21 protein-coding genes are annotated in these 21,256 nt (G+C 35.0%); 2 read left to right on the forward strand and 19 right to left on the reverse strand.

Annotated features, from left to right (window positions below):
* The first annotated feature begins 87 nt into the window (after positions 1–87).
* Entirely contained in the window at positions 88–1,506 is a 1,419-nt protein-coding gene (locus RHP76_RS22140; protein ID WP_288442145.1) for an L-serine ammonia-lyase, read from the forward strand.
* A gap of 108 nt (positions 1,507–1,614) precedes the next feature.
* Here RHP76_RS22140 and RHP76_RS22145 read toward each other — a convergent pair whose 3' ends face one another.
* The 11 genes from RHP76_RS22145 to RHP76_RS22195 form a co-directional block, all read right to left on the reverse strand.
* A complete protein-coding gene (locus tag RHP76_RS22145) occupies positions 1,615–2,457 on the reverse strand; it encodes a prephenate dehydrogenase (RefSeq protein ID WP_062671297.1) in 843 nt (280 codons plus the stop codon).
* Between the two features lie 232 nt (positions 2,458–2,689).
* On the reverse strand, positions 2,690–3,244 hold the full coding sequence (locus RHP76_RS22150; RefSeq protein WP_311229088.1) for a hypothetical protein: 555 nt from the start codon (positions 3,242–3,244) through the stop codon (positions 2,690–2,692).
* A gap of 31 nt (positions 3,245–3,275) precedes the next feature.
* Positions 3,276–4,016 carry a hypothetical protein gene (locus tag RHP76_RS22155; protein WP_311229089.1) on the reverse strand — a complete coding sequence of 247 codons (741 nt, stop codon included), beginning with the start codon at positions 4,014–4,016 and terminating at the stop codon, positions 3,276–3,278.
* A 13-nt stretch (positions 4,017–4,029) separates the two neighbouring features.
* Positions 4,030–5,133 (reverse strand): SH3 domain-containing protein, encoded by a 1,104-nt coding sequence (locus tag RHP76_RS22160; RefSeq protein WP_311229090.1) that lies wholly within the window; start codon positions 5,131–5,133, stop codon positions 4,030–4,032.
* A 9-nt stretch (positions 5,134–5,142) separates the two neighbouring features.
* Positions 5,143–5,616, reverse strand: a complete 474-nt coding sequence (locus tag RHP76_RS22165) for a hypothetical protein (RefSeq protein ID WP_311229091.1) — start codon at positions 5,614–5,616, stop codon at positions 5,143–5,145.
* Between the two features lie 20 nt (positions 5,617–5,636).
* The gene (locus RHP76_RS22170; protein ID WP_280212540.1) at positions 5,637–6,272 is read right to left on the reverse strand and encodes a hypothetical protein; all 636 of its coding nucleotides are present in this window, start codon (positions 6,270–6,272) and stop codon (positions 5,637–5,639) included.
* 13 nt (positions 6,273–6,285) lie between these two features.
* Positions 6,286–7,083, reverse strand: a complete 798-nt coding sequence (locus RHP76_RS22175) for an SH3 domain-containing protein (protein WP_311229092.1) — start codon at positions 7,081–7,083, stop codon at positions 6,286–6,288.
* 73 nt (positions 7,084–7,156) lie between these two features.
* Complete coding sequence (locus RHP76_RS22180; RefSeq protein ID WP_062671291.1) at positions 7,157–8,491, reverse strand: tetratricopeptide repeat protein; 1,335 nt, start codon at positions 8,489–8,491, stop codon at positions 7,157–7,159.
* The gene (locus tag RHP76_RS22185; RefSeq protein ID WP_311229093.1) at positions 8,488–11,181 is read right to left on the reverse strand and encodes a hypothetical protein; all 2,694 of its coding nucleotides are present in this window, start codon (positions 11,179–11,181) and stop codon (positions 8,488–8,490) included. Before RHP76_RS22185 ends, RHP76_RS22180 begins: the two co-directional genes overlap by 4 nt.
* A 3-nt stretch (positions 11,182–11,184) precedes the next feature.
* Positions 11,185–12,036 (reverse strand): DUF4280 and LysM peptidoglycan-binding domain-containing protein, encoded by an 852-nt coding sequence (locus RHP76_RS22190; protein WP_311229094.1) that lies wholly within the window; start codon positions 12,034–12,036, stop codon positions 11,185–11,187.
* Position 12,037: 1 nt separating this feature from the next.
* On the reverse strand, positions 12,038–13,060 hold the full coding sequence (locus tag RHP76_RS22195; protein WP_311229095.1) for a LysM peptidoglycan-binding domain-containing protein: 1,023 nt from the start codon (positions 13,058–13,060) through the stop codon (positions 12,038–12,040).
* 432 nt (positions 13,061–13,492) lie between these two features.
* On the opposite strand from RHP76_RS22195, the gene RHP76_RS22200 reads away from it, so the two are divergent.
* The gene (locus RHP76_RS22200) at positions 13,493–14,140 is read left to right on the forward strand and encodes a hypothetical protein (protein ID WP_311229096.1); all 648 of its coding nucleotides are present in this window, start codon (positions 13,493–13,495) and stop codon (positions 14,138–14,140) included.
* A 7-nt stretch (positions 14,141–14,147) separates the two neighbouring features.
* Here RHP76_RS22200 and RHP76_RS22205 read toward each other — a convergent pair whose 3' ends face one another.
* The 8 genes from RHP76_RS22205 to RHP76_RS22240 form a co-directional block, all read right to left on the reverse strand.
* A complete protein-coding gene (locus RHP76_RS22205; RefSeq protein ID WP_311229097.1) occupies positions 14,148–14,672 on the reverse strand; it encodes a hypothetical protein in 525 nt (174 codons plus the stop codon).
* A 48-nt stretch (positions 14,673–14,720) separates the two neighbouring features.
* A complete protein-coding gene (locus tag RHP76_RS22210; RefSeq protein ID WP_311229098.1) occupies positions 14,721–15,224 on the reverse strand; it encodes a hypothetical protein in 504 nt (167 codons plus the stop codon).
* Positions 15,225–15,307: 83 nt separating this feature from the next.
* The gene (locus tag RHP76_RS22215) at positions 15,308–17,581 is read right to left on the reverse strand and encodes a cation:proton antiporter (RefSeq protein ID WP_082798726.1); all 2,274 of its coding nucleotides are present in this window, start codon (positions 17,579–17,581) and stop codon (positions 15,308–15,310) included.
* Between the two features lie 102 nt (positions 17,582–17,683).
* Positions 17,684–18,073: a hypothetical protein gene (locus tag RHP76_RS22220; protein WP_110009323.1), complete on the reverse strand. Its 390-nt coding sequence runs from the start codon at positions 18,071–18,073 to the stop codon at positions 17,684–17,686.
* A 109-nt stretch (positions 18,074–18,182) separates the two neighbouring features.
* The gene (locus RHP76_RS22225) at positions 18,183–18,893 is read right to left on the reverse strand and encodes a LytR/AlgR family response regulator transcription factor (RefSeq protein ID WP_288442158.1); all 711 of its coding nucleotides are present in this window, start codon (positions 18,891–18,893) and stop codon (positions 18,183–18,185) included.
* Positions 18,868–19,641, reverse strand: a complete 774-nt coding sequence (locus tag RHP76_RS22230; RefSeq protein WP_120233115.1) for a histidine kinase — start codon at positions 19,639–19,641, stop codon at positions 18,868–18,870. The genes RHP76_RS22225 and RHP76_RS22230 overlap by 26 nt, the downstream gene beginning before the upstream one ends.
* A gap of 15 nt (positions 19,642–19,656) precedes the next feature.
* Positions 19,657–20,028, reverse strand: coding sequence for a DUF4258 domain-containing protein (locus RHP76_RS22235; RefSeq protein ID WP_062671273.1), 372 nt, complete (start codon positions 20,026–20,028; stop codon positions 19,657–19,659).
* Positions 20,028–21,218: an alanine dehydrogenase gene (locus tag RHP76_RS22240; RefSeq protein ID WP_311229099.1), complete on the reverse strand. Its 1,191-nt coding sequence runs from the start codon at positions 21,216–21,218 to the stop codon at positions 20,028–20,030. The genes RHP76_RS22235 and RHP76_RS22240 overlap by 1 nt, the downstream gene beginning before the upstream one ends.
* Between the last annotated feature and the right edge of the window lie 38 nt (positions 21,219–21,256).

The raw sequence follows: 21,256 nt of genomic DNA on the forward strand, positions 1-21,256 counted from the left end.
ATGATATGTTGATATCATTAAAAATTTGAAGGTATATTTCAGGATTTATCATGTATCTTTGTTTCTGAGGAAAATGACGAATCATTTATGGAATCAATATCGGTTTTTGAAATTATTAAAGTAGGAATAGGCCCATCAAGTTCACACACGATGGGACCCTGGAACGCAGCAGCAGCATTTATCAGGATTATAAAAAGAGAAAGATCAATAGAAGAAGTTAAAGAGGTTTTTCTTGAATTCTTTGGCTCACTCGCAAAAACGGGAATCGGGCACGGAACTGATATTGCGGGAATGCTTGGGTTGAATGGAGAGGATTTTAAAACGATCAATACTTCAAAAATTGATGAAAAGATAGATTACATCAAGAGTACTCAAACCATTAACCTTGGTGGTGAAAAGGTAATTCCGTTCATCTACGGACATCATTTGATTTTAAACATGAAAAAGAGCCTTGATTTTCATCCGAACGGAATGATCTTCAGAGCTGTTTTTGAAGACGGAACTGAACTTGTGCAGGATTTTTATTCTGTAGGAGGCGGTTTCATTGCCAGCCAGGAAAAAAACTCTATTCAGAAGCAGTGTGTACGTACGCTGTATCCTTGTCATAAAGCTTCAGATATTGCAAAATACTGTGAAAAGCTGGGATTTGATAAAATGTCAGATTTGATTTTCATGAATGAAGAAAGCTGGAGAACCCAGGAGGAAACGAGGCAGGAAGCACTTTATATCTGGCAGCAGATCAAAGAATGTATCTACAAAGGTGTCAATAAGGAAGGAGTTCTTCCTGGCGGACTGAATGTTTCCAGAAGAGCCGCAGGAATCAACAGAAAGCTGCTCGGAGATAAAATCTATAAAAACAAAGACGAATGGTTCCAGCAGGTAGTAGACGCTGAAGAGAACTTTACAAATATCAACAAATGGATTGCCTGCTTTGCACTGGCTGTGAATGAAGAGAATGCAAGCTTCGGAAGAATTATTACCGCACCTACCAATGGCGCAAGTGGAGTTATTCCGGCGGTATTGATGTATTCTCAGGCATTTACCCCATTTACGAGTGAGGAGGATATTATAAGATTCTTGCTTGTAGCGGGAGAAATCGGGACCTTATTCAAGAAAAATGCAACTATTTCTGCAGCAATGGGAGGATGTCAGGCGGAAATCGGAGTATCTTCTGCAATGGCAGCAGCCGGACTTACAGAAATCTTAGGAGGAAGTGTAGGACAGGTATTGATGGCGGCAGAAATTGCGATGGAACATCACCTTGGATTAACCTGCGATCCAATTAAGGGACTGGTACAGATTCCATGTATTGAAAGGAATACGATGGGCGCGATGAAAGCCATTACAGCAGCCAATATTGCACTGGAAAGTGATCCCAACAAAGCAAAAGTAACATTGGATGAAGTGATTCTGACCATGTGGGAAACCGCTCAGTCGATGAGTGACCGTTTTAAAGAAACTTCGGAAGGCGGACTGGCCATTGCAGTCAACGTTCCGGAATGTTAATAGAAATTATTTTATTTCAAAATATAAAACCCTTAGCCACTATGACTAAGGGTTTCTTAATAAAATAAAAGTAAAAACCGTCGGGCTTTTAGTATCGTATAAGGATCTTTATCTTAAAATTCCTCTGATTCTGTTGGCGTTGGAAATCAACTCTTCCAGATATTCATAGTTTTCTTTTTCCAGAGCGGATTTGAATTTTCTGAGCTGAGTGATATGTTCGTTCAGAACGTCCAGTACATTTTCTTTGTTTTGCTTAAAGATAGGAACCCACATTTCCGGATGCGACTTGGCAAGACGAACGGTACTTGAAAAACCGGAACTGGCAAGCTGGAAAATCGTTTCTTCTTCACGTTCTTTTTCCAATACGGTGTTGGCAAGGGCGTAAGATGTAATATGGGAGATATGGGAAATATAAGCGGTATGAACATCATGATCTTCTGCATTCATATAAATCATGTGCATATCGAGAGCATTGACTACTTTTTCAACGGTAGCCAGAGCATCGTCTGCCGATTCTTCTTTGTTGCAGATGACACCAGCTTTTCCCGAGAAACTTTCAGCAATAGCGGATTTTGGACCGTTGTTTTCCGTTCCCCACATCGGGTGGAACGCCACAAATCTTGACCGTTTCGGATGGTTTTTTACCGCATGTACAATGCCTGCTTTGGTGGAACCTGCATCCATTACCGTCTGCTGGTCAGACACAAGATCCAGAACAGAAGGCAATAGTTTTCGTGCAGCATCTACAGGAATAGCAAGAATAATCAGATCCGAATTTTTAATTCCATGTTCAAGATCTACTCCCGCATCAATGATTTTAAGTTGCAATGCGTCACTGATATGCTGTGTATTGTTATCGATTCCGTAGATGAAGCTGGCCAGGTTTTTCTCTCTTAATTTCAAAGCCATCGAACCTCCGATTAATCCCACTCCAATAATACTTATTTTCATCTTTTTCTATTTTTTAAAATAAAAAAACCTCGTCCCTAGGACGAGGTTTTAAATTATATTCATAAGAATCCCTATCCCAGAGCTGAGGTAAAAATTCTATAATAATATGTTCCGTTGTTAAAAATCACAGAGCAAAGGTATAAATATTTTTTTTAATGAGACGAAATTTTCTTTTCTAAATTATCTGGAGCTGGGATGAATTGTTTTTTGAAGGTAGGAGTAGGCCAACTACTTATTTTTTATTAATTGAGTTTTGAAATTTTTTGACAAGGTCAGTTTCAAATGTTAAAATATCTTCTGGAATTTTCACAGTTTCTATTTCTCCTATTTGTTCCCATTTATTCTTTTCATATAAATAAAATGTTGTTTTTGCATTTTGTTTTGGTTCAAATTCTCCATCTTCCCCTCCTGTATAAGTGATGAATTTAACAGGTAAATACGAGGCAAGTACATAATAATCATTTTCTTTAATAAGATTTTTTATCGCTTTTGAATTTTGGGCATCATTTTCAAGGTTCGCGGATTTTGAAAAATAACCTCTCGAATTATTAGGATTCCAAAAATATTGAGTTTCATCTGTTTTTCCAATAAAGTCTACGCTGAAAACACCTATTTTTTTATCTGAATAGGTGTATGTTGGGTAAGGATTGGAGATGTCTGGAATGAAAAAACCAGTTGCTTGGAATTTTACATCCAGAAAGTTTATATCATTATCTCTCTTTTTTTGACCTCTACAGGAGCAAAGGAAAAATATAATAAATAATAAAGTTAAAACGGGTTTCATCATTTGCTAGCTATATTTAGATGATATAACGGATTTATTTTATAAGATCAATTATTTTATTATTAATCATTTTATTATAATCTCCTTCAAAAAGTCCATTTTTATACTTTTTGTAATATTCTATTTTTGATATTGAAAATTCAAAGTAGGATTCCTCTTCTTTCTCATAATATTTTCCATCTAAATAATTAGGATAATTTTGGTAATCATTATCATTTTTAATAATGTACTTACTTGGTATTTCAACAAGAATACTATCTCCTGTTTCATAGATTTTTAATATATCAGAATAATTAATATTAGATTCTTCATAATCTGGTTTCCAATACAATACCCTTTGTCCCAACGGGTATAAAACTTTATTTTTATACAGATATAATTTCCACCCAAAATGGTTTTCACCATTTATAGGAAACAAGATGATATAGTTTTTAGAGGTATTTGAAAAATATACAATAGGAGAAGAGGTTTCCAGATCTTCATTATTGATTTTCCTAATTATAGCCTTCTCTATGTCATTAAAAACAAAAGTTATAAGTTCATATCTGTTTTGATTACTTCCTTCAATAAGGGTATTTGAGACAGTGAAGTTTTTACAGTTTAATGTATAATTTGTTGATTTTGTACTTTCTTCGTCACAATTGATTTTAGTTAATTGAAGTAGTTTTTTAGTGTTATCTGACTTGCTTGAAACTTCAGATGTTGATGTTTCTCTTGGCTTGTCTGAACATGCAACAAGTATAAGTATAAATAGCATTAAAAGGGGTTTCTTCATTTAATTAAGTTATTTATTCAGATTTTATCCTGCTTTTGTGAACATATCCTTTTTTACCTTCTTTAGAAACCACTAACCACCAATCTCCGTTTTGGTCTAAAACTTCAACTTGTTCTCCGGTTTTAATCTTTTGAAGAATTTGTGCTGTTGTATTTTTATCTTTTCTTAGATTAGTAAAACCATCTGGATCTACTATTGTTGAATATTTTTTTTCTTGATTATCTTCCTGAAGAAGACTATAATCTTTTGAGTATTTTTCAAGGGAAGTATAACCATAATAATTATTTTTTTGAAAAGATTTCTTTAGTTCTGGGTGAGAAATATAGACATTATTTAATAATAAGTATGATTTATCAGATTGGATATCAATATTTTCCTTACCTGTAAAGCCAAGTTGTAAAAGATAAGCAATAGCCTTTTCTATTGAAGAATGCTCAATACCATTTGTTTTTACAATATTATCTTTATTATCAGCAAGATAAGTTGTTAATGCATACAGAAAAGAATCTTTGGATTTTAAACTTTCTAATAGTTTTTCTCTAATTTTAAATGAATTCGTATTGTTATTATAAAATACAAATGATAGCCTGGAACTTTGTTCAATATCATCCCAGTTTTCAATATTTTTAACCGCAGAGTTAAAAAGGGCTTCATTTTTTTCATAATTAAATAAGACTACTAAATCAGTTGCAAGATCAGGATTTTTAGTTGCTACACTTAAAATCGATGTTAAATCATTCTGATAAATAATTTTATTCAGAGTTAATAATTCCTCAAAATAAGGATATTTTTGATTATTATTTATGTTTGCTCTAACATTATCTAAATCAGGTAGAATATCATTGCCTATTTTAATATACTTTCCTTCTTTTGATATTTGGTAATTGGTAGCTTCATTGAAAATTAAAATATTATTATATCCATCTTGAAGTTTATCATGTCTAACTCCAAGTAAATCCATATTTATTTTATCAAAATTTTCCTTAGTATTTTTGAATTTTTGATAGGTAAAATAACTTTCAATTATCTCATTTTCTTTTTCTACTATTTTCACTTCCTGATTACCTGAACAAGAAAATAATAGAAGTGAAAATAGAATCAAAAAGGGTTTCATCATTTAGTTTTATTATTCTTTTTCTAATTCCTGCCAATCTTTATTTATAAATCTCTTACTTTTTATAAAATATTTTTTATTCTCAATTTTTAAGTAAAAGTCATCGATATCATCTTGATCACATTTTCCTTTTGCATGTAAAATATTATCCTCCTTAATTAAACGATATTCTCCTTCACACCAATAATCTTCCACATTTTTTGCTCCAATACTTAAAATTGCTTTTTGGTTCGATTCGACCGTTATTGAATAAAGAATATTTGTTTCATTATTATCAAATTGACTGATGGCTTTGGTTGAAATTTTATAAGAGCCTTCCCAATCATTATTGCTAGTTGTAAATTCTGTATTTTTAATACTTTGATTGTCAGTTGTATTGCTGTCAATATTTTTTGTTTCAGTTTCTTTTTTTACTGTTTTCTCTTCTGGCTTCTTTGAACATGAGAGAAATATAATTAATAATAGAATTGAAAAGGTTTTTGTCATTGTGTTTTATTTATAAGTTTTTATTCAATTTCATTTCCATATAATGAAAGTTTATTGAAAAAATCACTGTTCAAATTCTCTATATATATGTTTTGAAGTTCTGAAGCCCAACCTGATGATTCTTCTTTTTTGCCATCAAAGGATAACGTAGAATAAAACTTACCTGTATTAAAATTAAATGATTTTGAATAATTCTTTTGAGCTTTTGTATAACTTAGATCATACTCAATAACTTGTATTTTTTTGTTTTTAGGATCAAACCTAAATTTTATTTTTTCACTCAGATTCTTTCTCTCTCCGGAAATATTTGATTCTGTAATTTGATCGGCATAATCTACTCGAATGGTAATGACTTTGTTATTAATAATTGGATCACTTAAATAATAATCAGCTTCGGTATTGTTATATAGAATACTATTGTTTAATATAGGGATTTCAACCGTTTTGTTCAATGATGATAAGTCGATTGATAGTATAAAACTAAATAGTTCCGTATTTTGTTTTGCCTTAATTATAGCTTTATCTTTAATATGATCATCATCAAAATATGGTGTTTCATATTGTGTTTCATTGGTATCCATAGCCCTCACATTATTCTCTTTACAGCTTAAAAAGAAAGATATAAGAGGTAATAAAGTTAAAAAGGGTTTCATCATTTGATTAAGTTATTTATTCAGATTTTATCCTGCTTTTATGAACATATCCCTTTTTACCTTTTTTAGAAATCACTAACCACCAATCTCCGTTTTGATCTAAAACTTCAACTTGTTTACCTGTGTTGATTTTTTGCAGGATTTGGGAAGAAGAGTTTTTCTCCTTTCTTAGGTTGGTAAAACCATCGCTATCCTGAATGTAAAAGGCTGTTTTGTTTTGACTTTTCTCTACTCTACATTTTTTCGCTCTTACATTTTCTTCAGGAATGGGTATTATTTTATCAGTCCATCCGGATTTCTGGATATCAATATTTTGGGGAACATCGCAAATATATTTTACTGCATCCTGTGAAATATCTGACATTGTTTTATAGATAATATTTTTAAGAAGCCAGGTGTTATTATCCAGGATAATATGATATTCTTTTTCATAATATCCGCGGTCAGGGAAGGATGTTATTATAGTGAACCCTTTATTTCCGGATATTGGAAGGATATCATTGATAACATTACCTCCATCCTCAGAGAAGTTTCTTGTTTCCAGTACTAATATATATTTACCTTGCTTATCCCCCAAAAAGATAAATAAATTTTCTCCTTGATAAGGTTTGTTACTTACAATTTTGTCAGAGATGCCATCCTTGTTGACATCAAAGGTTTTTATGAAATAATATTCATTATTGATGTAGGTTTCGAATGAGCTTCTTTTAGTTTCAGCTGATGGCTGTCGGAGTTTTACAATACCTTTGTTTTTATGTTGGGAAGAGCAGGTGAAACCGAGTGTTAAAGCAATAAACAGGAATATATTTTTCATAAAGTTTAATTTAACTGTAACTTTGAAGGTTTTGAAATCAGTAAGCTTAATTTCTTTATTCCATTCAGTGCTTTTACTTCATCCTGTCTCTAACTCTTTGTGGTACTCTGGACATATCTTTCGATTGGCTATTCATAAGATTATAATATTTTATATAAGCTTCTTTTGACTCTTGTTTGTTATTAAGTCCCCATTTAGCATCTGCATAATTTAACCAGGCAACAACCCTGTCAGGATATTGAGAAAGTATCTTATCAAGGATACTAATGGAGCTTTTATAATCTTTATTTTGTTCCTGATAGTAAGCTATATTATTATAATCATTTACAGTTTTTTCATTGAGTGGATATTGTTTTAAAAGCTGATTGATTTCATTTTCAGTTAATGATGAGGTACACTGATAGTCTTTATTAATCTTTGAGACAATATCCAGTGCTTGTTTTAAATCCAATTTCCTAATATACATATCCAGATCTTTTTCTGTAAATGTATTTATCTCTTCAGGGGAAAAAGTAGAATCGTTATTAGGTAAATAAGTATATGATAATTTACAGATATCATCCTGTTCAACATAGGTTTCTTTAGAAAAGTTTATCTTACTTAACTGTACAGTATTGGAGGCTGATACAAAATAATATTTATAAGTAAGAAGATTATGAGGGGTATTTTCTTCGGCTGTTTTCTTTATGACCAGAAAATTGTTTTCGAAATAAACATCATCAGTTTTTGGAACAATTGACTTTGTTGTGAAGTTTATAGTATAATTATAATCTTTTAAAGAAAATGCAATATTGCTGTTTGTATTGTTATTTGAGCTCTTAATGATTTTTAATGTACTTAAGTCAATTTTAACTGTTTGATCAGATTTATTGATGGTCTTTTGATTTGAAAAAAACTGGGGCTCTAAAAAGTTAAATATAATAAAGTTATTTTCTTGAGTAAAACTTAAAAATTTATTTAACGGTGAATCTTGGGTTGAAGAAATATCAATAAAACCAACTTCTTTTATTTCTTTTTCTTTGACTAAAAAAATACTATATCCCCAAATACCACTCTCATCTCCTTCTTCAATGAAAAGCAGACCAAGGTTTTTATTTTTATAATAATAAGGAGTACAGCTCCAAGAATTCTTTTGTAATTTGCCAATTAGAGAATTGTTTGAATAGACCTCATTGTAAAAGCCTCCATCATAGTTTTTGGCAGCTATCCTTATAATATTTTTGTCAAATTTATACTCATATTTATAACTTTTTCCTTGTAAAGTAAAGTCTTTTTTTATTTCTGTAACAGGGGAAAATGTTAATTCTTCATGGATAATAGTCTTTTTGCTTTCTATCTTTTCTCTTTTGTAATCTTTACAATTATGTACAGCGAAAGTGAAAAATATTAATAATATTAAGGTTCTCATATTTTATCAGTGCTTCTATTTGCTTTATTATATTGTTTTTGTAATTGTAGATCTTCTTTTGAAAGGGATATATATAGTAAAGGATTGCATCTATACTTATAATTATCTCCTTTCTGTGGAAGCATTTTGCTTGAAAATTCAATGTGTAAATGTGGACCATGTGTTCCTTCAGCAACTCCAGTTACACCTGAAATTGCGATTACATCTCCAGGTTCTACATTTTTGCTTTTAAATTCAAAGCTATTCAAATGACCATATAAAATAAATCGATCTTTTCCGGAGTCATATAAATCTCCTTTTGTTACTTCTTTATCATACTTTAATGTATAATTTTTTTTATGTTTCTCTAATAGATCCTTGTCTACTTTTAATACAATAGTTTTACCATAACCAGGAATAACATCATTATATACAATTTCACCTTTTAAGCAAGCATATATTTTAGTTTTTTTATTAATTGCAAAAATATCCAGACCTGTATGTGGCCTACCCCTATGGCCACCAAAAGAACTAAAGTCAGGATCATAGCCACCGCTAAAATTGTGAAGTGTAATTTGTGGATTATCTATAGGATCATGCCATTCATTAGATTTTTTTCGTGGTTCGCCTTTAGTTTTAAATGGACAGTCAGATGCTTTTTCACTTAGCATAGCATGTGCTGCTTTTACATAGTCATATCTAATGGCTTTTGTAGCGTCATCTTCTCCAGAGTTAATAACATTACTTATTTTTCTAACATTTTCCTTTTCAATACCTTTATCAGCAATATTACTTAAATTATTTTTCATCCAAAAATATATTGCGGATAATACAATGTATTCTGAATTAAATAATAAGTCTGGATTTTTCATAAAATCTTGTTGAGCTAATCCAACTTTAGTATAATTTTTATTATACCAGTCTTGAAATCCTTGATAATTTTTTCTTCCAGTTAATTGTATCAATCCTCGTCCCCTAAACTTATAACCATCTTGTTCAGGGTTTTGTAAATCATTTTCTGGACATACATTATTTCCTAGATCTTTTGCTTTATCTCCTCTACTATATGCCCAGTTTGCAATTTTTATTTCTCTTTCTTTTGTAATTTCTGATTTGTCACTTCCATAACCCCATTCTTCTGCATGCTTTTTACCTATCTCTGTTTTGAAGTTACTAAATTTACTTTTTAATCTACTTGGTGGATATATAAAGTCTTCTTTATAACTCCAAAATTTAGTTTCTTTAGCAACCTGCCCTAGAAAATTTGCTCTCCTATAACAGTTATTATTAATTTCAAAATCAGTCATATATTTATTTAAATTATTAATATATGCCGGTATTCTTGTATTATATGGTGCTTTATTAAGTATTGAACCATGCCCTGCAGCTGTCATAAACTTATCCAAATCATTAGTGCTTAATGATATTTGACATGATCTGCATTTACCATCTTTCGGAGCTTCAGGTTCCGGCTGCTTCTGCACCCCCGCAGCACTTTTCACCTTCTCCACCTGCATCAGGCCTTCCGAATTTACCCCAAATTTCTGAGATTCTGCAGAAAGATCTTTGGAGATAATTTCGATGAAATAATTTTGTGTACCGGAGTCAGGGTCACCGATAGGGGAGTCTATTCCTTTTTCAAAAATATCTTTGGAAATGACAAATCCTGAAGTATCACATACATCGGCAGGAATTTTAATATTTCCGCTTCTGTAAACTTCATCATTGGAAGTGGTATCATATTCCCAGACTACATATTGGATGTGTTTTCCCACCATATTTTTGGAGTGGATTCTTACCCTTACTTTATCTCCTACAGCAACTTTGGAAAGTTCATTTCCTTTATCATCTATGAAAACCGCTTCTATAATATTGCCTTTAGGATCCGGCTGTTTGGGACCACCTCCTTGTCCGGCCGGGAATTTTGGCGTGTGTTTCTCAGGTTGCGGCTTGGGTTTTGGCTGGTTTTGAGGCTGGCCTTTATAATCCGGATTGGCTACAGCTACATTCACCTGGCTGGCTCCCTGAATTTGTCCTGAATAAGTGGCTGTAACATAATATTCATGATTGGCGCCTTCATTTCTGTCACCTTTCATCAGAAACTGATTGGCCATCTGACGAAGGATTTTTTCATCAGACATCAGAGGTATTGACACTTCTGCAATTCCTTTTTCATTGACGCGAGCCTTATAGCTGCGGGTGTGACGGTTGTTTTTGTTAATACTGGCATCGTGCCCTTTTCCAGGCGCGTCATCTTTCCAAAGGTGAAACTCAATCTCTTTATTAAACATCGCAATACAATGAGCCTGCGCAATAAGAGTATCACGGTAGCTGGCTTTATTGACGTCTTTTGCTCCTCTGTTGAAGAGTACTACTTTATCAATCTTCGGAACTTTGTTGCTTGTTGGTATTAATACACGGCTTCCAGCCAGTTCTCTGGTAGAGGGAAGACCAGGTAAAATACCTTTTTTAGTTTCATAGACTTTCATTTGAAACTCTATTCCCAGTGCTATTTCCCCAAAATTGTACGTTACCTTTTCACCAGTCTTGGGCTTTCCGGTGATGTCTTTCCAGCTTCCGTTCTTTTGTTTCTTAAAAAGATACCATTCATAATCACCTTTAAGACCAAATGAAAGGCCTGAAGGTTTTATTTCGTAGGTATAGGTTGTTCCTACCAGAGGATTCTGATTCCCGATAATAGTTCCTGTCATGGCTTAGCTATAATAAAGTTGGTCTGTATCTTTTGTATCTTCCTTGAATTCATCAAAATCCACAACGGGATTATAAACCTGCTGTTCCTGCGTATTTGCTTTGGCAACCTGGCTTTTACCGACTTCGCTTTGCTGTCCGTGTTTGAGGATGGTAATTTTCCCTCCCGTACTGCACATGAGTTCTGAGATTTCCGTAAGACAGCTTTTACCCATCACTTTTACTTTTTCATATGTCTTCTGCCACTTTCCGGCTGGAGCATAAGCACACGGAAGATATCCTCCCGAAGTTGGCTTGAGCTTGCATTGTCCAAACGGCTGTGCCGCAGGATCGAGCTGAAGATCATCCTCTGTTACGGCCAGATAATCAGCGTTTCCTTCTTCATCATTCCAGTAGTGTTTCTGATGGCTGGTCACTTTAAATTTTGGAAATTTAAATCCCTGATTACATTGCACGGTTCCTTTCTGCACAATGAAATATTTTCCTTCATGAGGACTGGAACCACTGTCTTCTTTTTTATCTTCTTTTTCTTCTTTATCATTTTGTTGTTCCGTTTTTCCGGATGACTGCTCTTCATTTTGTGGGGTTTCTTCCGTTGAATTTCCTTCATCAGAATCTACATTTTCTGTAGATTCCTCCTGGGAAGATGCAGCCATATTTTGAGGTTCTTTTTCTTCAGCCATGAGCTGTGGATCTTCCGGAATCAAGATCGTTTTTCCCGGAACAGGTTCCTGCATGACATCTTCCGGCGGACAGTGGAGATTATGGTAAGTTTTTAAAATACCTTCATTTTTCAGCTTAAACTGCCGGGCCAGAGAACTGAAAGTATCGCCTTTTTGTGTGACATAATTTTTCATATTATCCTTGTGTTATATTGATGTGATGTTGGTGTATCAATACCTCTTCATGGCTGAGTAAAACCGAGGCTTTAGCCTGAAGAAGATTCTTATTTTTAGTGTGAGTGGTGTATTCTAATACAATATTTCCTGAAGCCGGTCTTGCAGCCGGTTTTTTGAGCCTGATCCCGCGCATGATCTCCTGTGAGGTACATAATTCAGTGATTTTTCCGCTTAAAATAGTTAAAACAGAGTCCTCTTCTTTATTTTTATGTTCAGGTTTAATTTCACAGGCTACCGGAAATGAATTCTGTACAAAATAAAAAGATTCTGTCCACTTTATTTTTCTCCTGAACCAGTCTGTTTTGGGGAAAAGAGTCTGAACCAGCAGTGTACTCTGAAATTGTTGTAATAAAAACACTTCATTGCTGATGTTCCTTTCAAAAGAATCCATATAATTTCGAGCGACTTCACCTACATAAAACTCTTCAAGATCTTTACGCTGTCTGGTAAAAGTGTCCGTGATTTTTTTATGATCTGCCAATCCTTTTATCCTGCCTTGTTCATTAAGAATAAATTCAAGCGGCATAATACTTTTCATGCAGGCTATCGAAAGGCCGCTTACCTTATCATCAGGTTCATTTCCTCCTGATTTAAAGTCTCTCTGATTGTAGCTAAGGATATACAGACCTGTGTTTTTGTCTTTTCGGAGATTTACATCAATGGTATAATCGATGTTAACTGAAGATTCGAAAGAGGTTTCAAAAGTCTCATTAATACTATAAGTTTGGGCCCAAAAGGAATCAGAGAACTGGCCGGGAAGACTGTTATTCCTTTCATTTTCCTTCTGCGATTCTGTTTTAAAATGAGTAGGGACAAAAATATTTTTAACGTCATTAAGGTTTTCAAACCAGACTTTATCCATTTTCGGGCAATGGGAATTATGAAACAGCTTAAGCTCCTCACCGGTCATACCCAGCCGGGAAGCGATGGAGGTGAGCGTGTCTCCGTTTCGTACCTGATATTGTAAGAAATCAATTTCCATCCAATGTGAATTATCAGATAAAGCTATTAAAAAACACTGTTGGAAATAAATTTTTGGGGTTAAATTTTAAAAATTGTAGTAGAATTACGACATGAAACTGATGGTGTGAAGAAACCACTCCGAAAACGACCCCGTCAAAAATTCTTTGAATTTTCGCCACCTCTCCGGAGGATGGGAATTGTACGTCTTCAATTGTGATGCTGGTCAGGATTGGAGTTTTGTTGATGCTTTTCTTGTTGGTTTAAAGTGGCTGGATTTCTACGGAATGGCAAACTGATGGTAAGACAATCATTCCAATTGTATCATTCTGTAGGAATCTTAGCTGGTATAAGGATTTTCAAAGCTAAAACAGTTATTTGTAACTTTTGTGGTTTCATTATATGCAGTACAACCAAAAGTTATTATTAATTTTAAAGCTATAAAAAAGAAAATATGAAGAATAGATTCTTGCATGGAGTTTGCATAATATTGATCAGTTTGAGTTTTGCATATGCTCAGAAGTCCGGAGATCAGTCGCCCGTTTTTTTCACTATCCAAGCACAGGATACTGTAAAGAAGGGAGAAGCATACAATGAGAAAGATACAACAGGAAACAAGAGTTTAAAAAATAGGATAAAACCTATTCAGGCAAATTTTAAAAGAATCAATTCCGTGACAAAATGGACTGCTGTCAAAAAGAAAGATATTGAAGGAGAATCTGCAGAAGGCGGGGAGGCCACATTTTATTACACAGATGAAGGTCTGCAAAAGGTAATTGCGAAACATTATGGAGAAATCGGGCAGAAGCTGACAGAATATTATCTTCTTAACGGACAGCTTTCTTTTGTTTTTGAGAAAGAGTATAGGTATAACCGGCCGCTTTTCTATAATGCTAAAGCAATGAAAGAGAATAAGGATACGGAAGCCTTTGATTTCAATAAGTCCGAGGTTATCACAACAAGGAATTATTTTGAAAACGGAAATATCATTATGATCACCAATACTACAGGACGCGGATTTAGTATCGGTGCGGATTATCCCGCTGAGCAGGAGGAAAAAATCAAAGAGGATTTTAAAAGGCTTCTGAATCTTGTAAACTAGAGCAGTGTTATGATTTATCAGCCTTGATTATATTGAGCCTTTCTTCCACCTCATTGATTCTTTTAAGCCAATAGTTAATACCTTCCTGATTGGTCACTGTTTCTTTGAAAGCATTACGGTTGACGGCCCATAGGTGTGAGCTGTTTTTCTGATAGTCCAGTTCGCGTTCTTTTTTATTTTCAGGCTCTATGCGGTATCTCCAGAATACCAGAGATTTCATGTATTCTGAACGAACTTTTTCCAGATGATCAATAATGGCCTTCCGATCCTGGGGAATATATCCGGGACCAGAGCATCCACATGAATGAAAAGTGATTCCAACCGTATACAAATCCCGGATATGAGCCCATTGCTTATCATCATTTTTGGGCGGGGATTTAAAGTCAAGTCCCATATTGGCCATCAGATTCCCACATTCCGGACACTTGGCTTCCACAGAGGTCTGAGCATCCCGGTGCACATCTTTCAGGTGGCGGCGTTTGAATGTTTTCTGGCAGTTGAAACAGGCATAATGACCTTTGTAAACCATCATGGCATATCGGCACATAGTGTTCTCTTATTCTTTGGTTATAAGTTATTTTTATTTGTTTTCCTCTTCATTAAAATTGATTCCCATAAAGCTGGCGGCGCTTCTCGGGTCGTAAACCGACCACACATCTCCCCAGGGAAATCTGAAGGTGCAGCCGGGATAAGGTTTTTTCTTTTTTTGGGTGGGTGATATTCCAAGGACTTTGGTCAGGAAAGTATTATTCCGGCGGAAAACCTTCATTTCTTTTTCCTCTGTCCATTCATTCCAGTCTTTGGCATCACTGTTTTCCCATGTATTCATATGGATGATGTCCAGCTGATCTTTAAAAAAGCACAGACTGAAAGATACCTGATATCCCTTTATTTCTACAGGCTTAAAATAATACCAAAAATATCCGGTTTTTACATCCCACAGATCATGATACTTTTCTTTATAAAAATCAGACTGTTTCAGCTGATCAAGACTCATTCCTTTATAAAGTGTGGTAGCAAAGGCTTCCAGTTCTATAACTCCATTTTCACTGTTAATCAGCATGTCCCAAAAAATTAAAGCCATAAATATACCCGTTTTTTCTTTACAGACAACGAATAATATTTACAGCTTCAATAGAAATAGAAATATCGGTGTGTGTTATTGTGTTATGGATTTGATATTATTAATGTTGATGGGATGTCAGACAGCCATAGACTTTTTGTATCGATCAGGTTTTTCCAGCTTTTACTGCTGATGAGCATCAAATCCTGAGAACCCAGAAAATCTTTTTCAATCTTTTTCTCATTGTACAGAGTGATGTGGTTTGGAGCTACCTGTTCAATGCTTCTGATCAGTTCTTTTACTTCAATATTATTTCGGATCTGTCCTGCCGCATCCAGAATGATAATCTGAGAATTATTGTTATTGATCAGTCTTTTAGCATATTCAAGAAGGTAAAAATCACTCAGATTAAAGATCGGAACAAATACTTTATCTGCCGCTTTAAAGTCCTTTTCCACCAAAATTCCTACGGGAATATTGGTTTTGTCGAGAATCTGAAGCGTAAAATCGTCAAAAGGAGAATTGTTGAATATATTTCCTTTGCCTTTTACCGTGTTCAATAGTTTTTCAGGATTAATAATCTTGGTGGTAAAGCCTAATAACCTTCCTAATAAACTTCCCTCATACATAGATTTCCCAAGCATGATCAGGAGAAGATCATAATGTCCTTTGTTGGTAATGCTGGTAAGATCACTTTCGATATCAGTAGATGCTTTGAAGAGGGTAGTGACTTCCAGATTCAGATCTTGAGAGGTTTCAATGACATTCTGAAACTGTGACTCTTCATACTCGTTGATGTCATAGGCATGCATTTCATCTACCGGAGCAATATTCATCGCAGTGATGCTTTTATTGCCGTTCATTTTATGGGTGAAATTGTGTGCTAGCTTCAACAAAGTACTTCCGGATTCCGGCTTATCAAATGAGAGAAGAACGCGGTATTTGGAATCATTATCCTGAATGGATTCGTCCTGATTTTTTTTAGATTTAAAAATAAAATTAATAAAATCCAGTGCAGGCCCAGTCATGAAAGTGGTGAATAGAGCCATGATCACAAGCATTGCAAAAATTTCAGGGCTTAAAACGCCAAGGTCATATCCAATGTTGAGTACAATAAGTTCCATAAGGCCTCGTGTGTTCATCAGAGCTCCTATCGTCAGACTTTCTTTCCAGTTAATACCTACAAATCGTGCCGTCAACGCACTTCCTGCAAACTTTCCGAGAACCGCGGTCAGAATAATAAATCCGGCGGTCATCCACAGATGACTGTCGTTAAGAAGGCCGATCTGGGTACGGAGTCCTGTGAATACAAAGAATAATGGGAGCAGAAGTACTAATGCCACATCCTCTACCTTATCAATAAAAAGGGTACGGAACTTTGTATTTTCAGGCATAATAGCTCCGGCCATAAAAGCTCCAAATAAAGCGTGAATACCGATTACTTCAGTAGCATATGCAGATAAGATCAATGTCAGAAAGAAAATAGCCACCATGGGTTTGCTGATCGTATTTTTTCCGGCCTGAAGGTCTCCGACTCTTTTCAGGAAGGGTCTTACAATTTTAATCATTAAAAATACATAAGCAACAGCCATGATAATCACATAGATAGAGCTTGCAAAAGAACCTGCTTTTACAATAGCAATTACGGCAGCAAGAATACACCATGCTGTAATATCATCGGCAGCAGCACAGGTAATAACAATCGTTCCCAGTTTGGTTTTCTGGAGGTTTCTTTCCTGTACGATTCTCGCCAGTACCGGAAATGCTGTGATACTCATCGAAATGGCTATAAATAAAGCAAAAGAGGTAAACTGGATACCATCCGGAGCAAATTCCTGATACACAAAATAAGAAAGGCCTATTCCCAGAGCAAAAGGAATAATAATACTTGCATGGCTGATGACAACCGCATCATGAGCTTTTTTCCTTAATACACTCAGATCCAGCTCCATTCCAACAATATACATGAACAGGATAAGGCCTATCTGGCTCAGAAACTGAAGGTTGCCTAATGATTCTTTTGGGAAAAGAAAGGCGGAAAACTCAGGGAAGTACATTCCCACAAGTGAAGGACCGAGTACAATCCCTGCAATCATTTCTCCGATAACCGTAGGCTGTTTTATTTTCATACAAATCCATCCGAAAAGCCTTGCTGTCATAATAATAGTGACAATTTGCGCCAATAATAGTGCAAGCGGATGGTGAAGATTGGTTTTGAATGATTCCAGGAAATTATCCCAGGTAGAGCCGCTGCTGGTATTGGCAACGATATTTTCTTTTACTTCCAGCGTCTGCCCTTCAATGATGAAGTAATACATCAGAGCGGAAAAGACTGCGATGGTGGTAATGTAGAAAATTAAATTTTTGTATTTCCCCAAATTCATGATTCCAATATTTTATGCAAAGTTGAAAAGAATATAGTTATGTTAAATACTCTTTTTTTTAAAATGTAATGAATGTTCTAAAAAATGTAATAAAATCTATTTGAACGAATAACCCATTCCAAATCCTATTTTCCAGTTCCCATTCAGATCTGCTGTCTTAGCGTTATAGTAGGCAGGAATCTGGAAGGCTATTTTTTTATAGACCACAGTAAGACCTGCTCCCAGCGTAGGCATAATAGGACTGTTTTTGGTTCCGGAAGAATGGTCTTCTTTAATTCTCAGAGAAGGAAGCATTCCAACAATGAATTTTACGCTTTTATGGGTAAGACTTACATTTGGACCTGTAAAGTTGAGATAAGCACCATGATCTACATATCCGCCTATTGCTATTCCGTCAAAAAAAGAGATCTTCAGTTTTGAAGAGGCTTCCTGGGAAAAACACAAGCCGGATAGGAGAAGTCCTGCAGCATAGAAAAAGTTTTTCATTATAAAATCAATTAATTCCATACAAAATTAAAGGGATTCAATACTGAAAAAGGGGAGTTGTAATAAAGGACTTATATTCTGTAATGAAACCGGAAAGATTTGAAAAGATCTATTTTCCGAAGAGCTCCATCAATGAATTTTTATAAGCATCTCCGATCTGAAGTTTCAGAAAAGAGTGATCTTCCGCAGGAATGGTGGTAATAATTTCGTTGGTTGAAAATACCTTAATGGAAGACAATGCGATAATTTCTTTTTTGTTGACCTGAGCAAAATCTTTTGATGGCAGCATTTCCAGAAGGTTTTTGAAATTCAGGTTTTTTAAAACGATGGTTGTTCCGTCAATAAGCATAATATCTTTATCCCTGCTGTCGATTTCAGAGGTTTTGATGTAGGAAATCTGTTCTGTGAATATAACGGTTTTTCCAATATTGGTATTCCACTCGATAAAAGTTTTTTTAGGAGCATTTTCTACCAGTTCTTTAGCTTTTTCGAAAGCTTGAATCAGTCTTTCTTTTTTGATGGGTTTTCTTACATAATCCACCACATTCAAATCGAAAGCTTCAGCAGCATATTCTTTGTAAGCTGTTGTAAAGATGATTTTTTTAGAACCTGAAATAATCTCAGCCACCTGAAGACCTGTCATTCCGGGCATTTCAATATCCAGAATGCACAGATTACAGTCGAGGCTGTCTATTTCATTCAGAAAAATTTTAGGATCATTGAATGCTTTTACCACCTCTACATTCTCAATCTGCTCGCATAGAAGTTTTAAATAGCTGATGGCCAGTAATTCATCATCCAGAATAACGCATTTTATCATAGAATTCTCCTAAATTGATTTTTAATTCCGCCGTAAATATTCCGTTTTTTGAGCTTCTTTCCAGCTGATAATAGGTACTGTAGATCATTTTAAGCCTTTGATCAAAAGACTGGCTTCCAAAGCCGCTTTTTTCTTTTTCCAGAATATTTTTAAGAGACGCTTTATTACTGACTTTCATAGTGAAAATGCCGTCTTCAAGCTCCATATAAATAGAAATAAAAGAGTCCTGAGCCAGAAAATCCGTATGTTTGAAGGCATTTTCAATAAGATCCACAGAGATCAGCGGAGCAAATACCTTTTCTTCATACAAAGCATCAGATTTATTGATTCTGGATTTAATTCTGAAGTCAAAAAGTGGATTGATCTTGATTTTATTAATCTCAATAAGGCTTAAAGCAAAATTAAGCTCTTCTTTCGGGCTTACATACTTATTGTTGCTTTCGTATAAAATATAATCAAGCACATTGGCCAGCTTATCCAGCGACATATACGTCTGATAGGCATGAGACTGCACCGAATTCAGAATATTTTTAAACAAATGCGGATTCAGCTTTGTGCCGATATGTTCCAGACGGACTTCATTCAGGCGCTGCTCAATAAGTTTATTGGTTTCCGATAATTTGGTATTCCTCTGTTTCAGCTTCTGATTCTGGCTGAAGAGATAAATACTGATAGTCAGAAACAGGAAAATGGCAAAAACTCCGATGAATATCAGATAATCATGAATCATGTAGTAATTGCCGTCCATAGCTTGTACTTGAAACTATTTCAGTTTTTTAAGACTGTTTACCGTCACCGTTTCTTCACATTTTTCATACGTGATCTCATAAGACGGATTTTTTTCAGGATAGGTTAAAAGATAGTCCGGACATGGTTTCTTTTGTGCATGGCTGCGGTCAAAATCTACCTTTCCGTTGGTAATGATGCTGTCTTTTATAAATTTCTCATCAATCTTGTAGGTTGCCATTGCATTTTTAGCTTCTTCAGAATATTTGAATTCTTTGGAAAGACTTTCAGCAATCACACGGCTGTTCGGTAAATATCCGCTGCAGCTTGCTCCTTTTTTGTTTAAAATAAAAAATACGATCAAAAGCCCCGGAACGAAGCCTATTGCATAAAATTTCAGTTTCTTCATTAGAAAATTAAAAGATTGATATCGTGGTACGTAAGTCCGAAACGATCGCAGATGATCTTCTTGGTATGTCTTCCTTTGTACATATATAAGCTCTGCTTCATTTTGTTTTTGCGGATCAGCATGTTTTCAAAGCCGCCCTCTTCGTCATAATTTAAAATATAGGAAAGGAAGAAATTCGAGATGGCCTTAGTGGTAGTTCTCGGCATTCTTGAGGTAAGATTCGGAAGTCCGCAGTGGATGACACCGTGTTTGATGACATAAGGATCCTCCATGGTAGTAAGCTCTGAAGTTTCGATCACTTTACCGTTATCTATGGTAATATCGATGATGACACTGCCTTTTTTCATTTTCATCACCATATCTTCAGTAACGATAGGGGTCATGTTCAATCTTGGAAGAGCTCCGATCACTACATCAGCACGTCTTAGACTTTTGCTGAGTTCTTTAGGATCAATAATAGAAGTCGGTACACGGCTGTCAACAATCGTGTGAAGCCTTCTAAGCTTGGATAAAGAATTATCGAAAACTTTTACACTTGCTCCTAAACCAATGGCTGCCTTTGTAGCAAACTCACCTACAATTCCGGCTCCAAGGATAACAACTTCTGCAGGTCTTACTCCTGTAATTCCTCCCAGCATTAACCCGTTTGATAAGGCTAATAATTCGGAGGCATATAAGATTGAAACGGTTCCTGCAATTTCCCCAACCAGTCTTACCAAGGCCAGCTGCTTGTATTCATCAACGATAAATTCAAAAGCGATGGCGTTTATTTTTTTCTCTGCAAGCTTTAAGAAATACTCCTTGTCTCTAAGATTGATCTGAAGAGCTGAAACCAGATACGTATTAGGCTTCATGTACTCAATTTCATCTTCTGTAGGAGGGTTCACCTTCAGGATAAGATCCTGCCCGAAAGCTTCTTTTGGATCATTGGTGATCTTCGCTCCAGATTCGGAATACTGTAAATCTGTAAAAAATGAACCTTGTCCGGCCCCTGATTCAATAATGATCTCATGGCCGTGCTCTACCAACACCTGTACGGCGTCAGGAGTAATGCAGGTTCTCCTTTCGTTGAGACAGGTTTCTTTAGGAATTCCAATACTGAACTGTTTCCCTTTCTTTATAACCTCCAATTTTTCCTCTTTCGGCATTAATTCTTCTTCTGTGAAAGGAGTAAAAATATTTGTACTCATCCTTAAATTAAATTATGTCTTACAGATTGTTTTTTACA

This window comes from Chryseobacterium sp. SG20098, from assembly GCF_031844745.1.
Taxonomy (GTDB): domain Bacteria; phylum Bacteroidota; class Bacteroidia; order Flavobacteriales; family Weeksellaceae; genus Chryseobacterium; species Chryseobacterium cucumeris.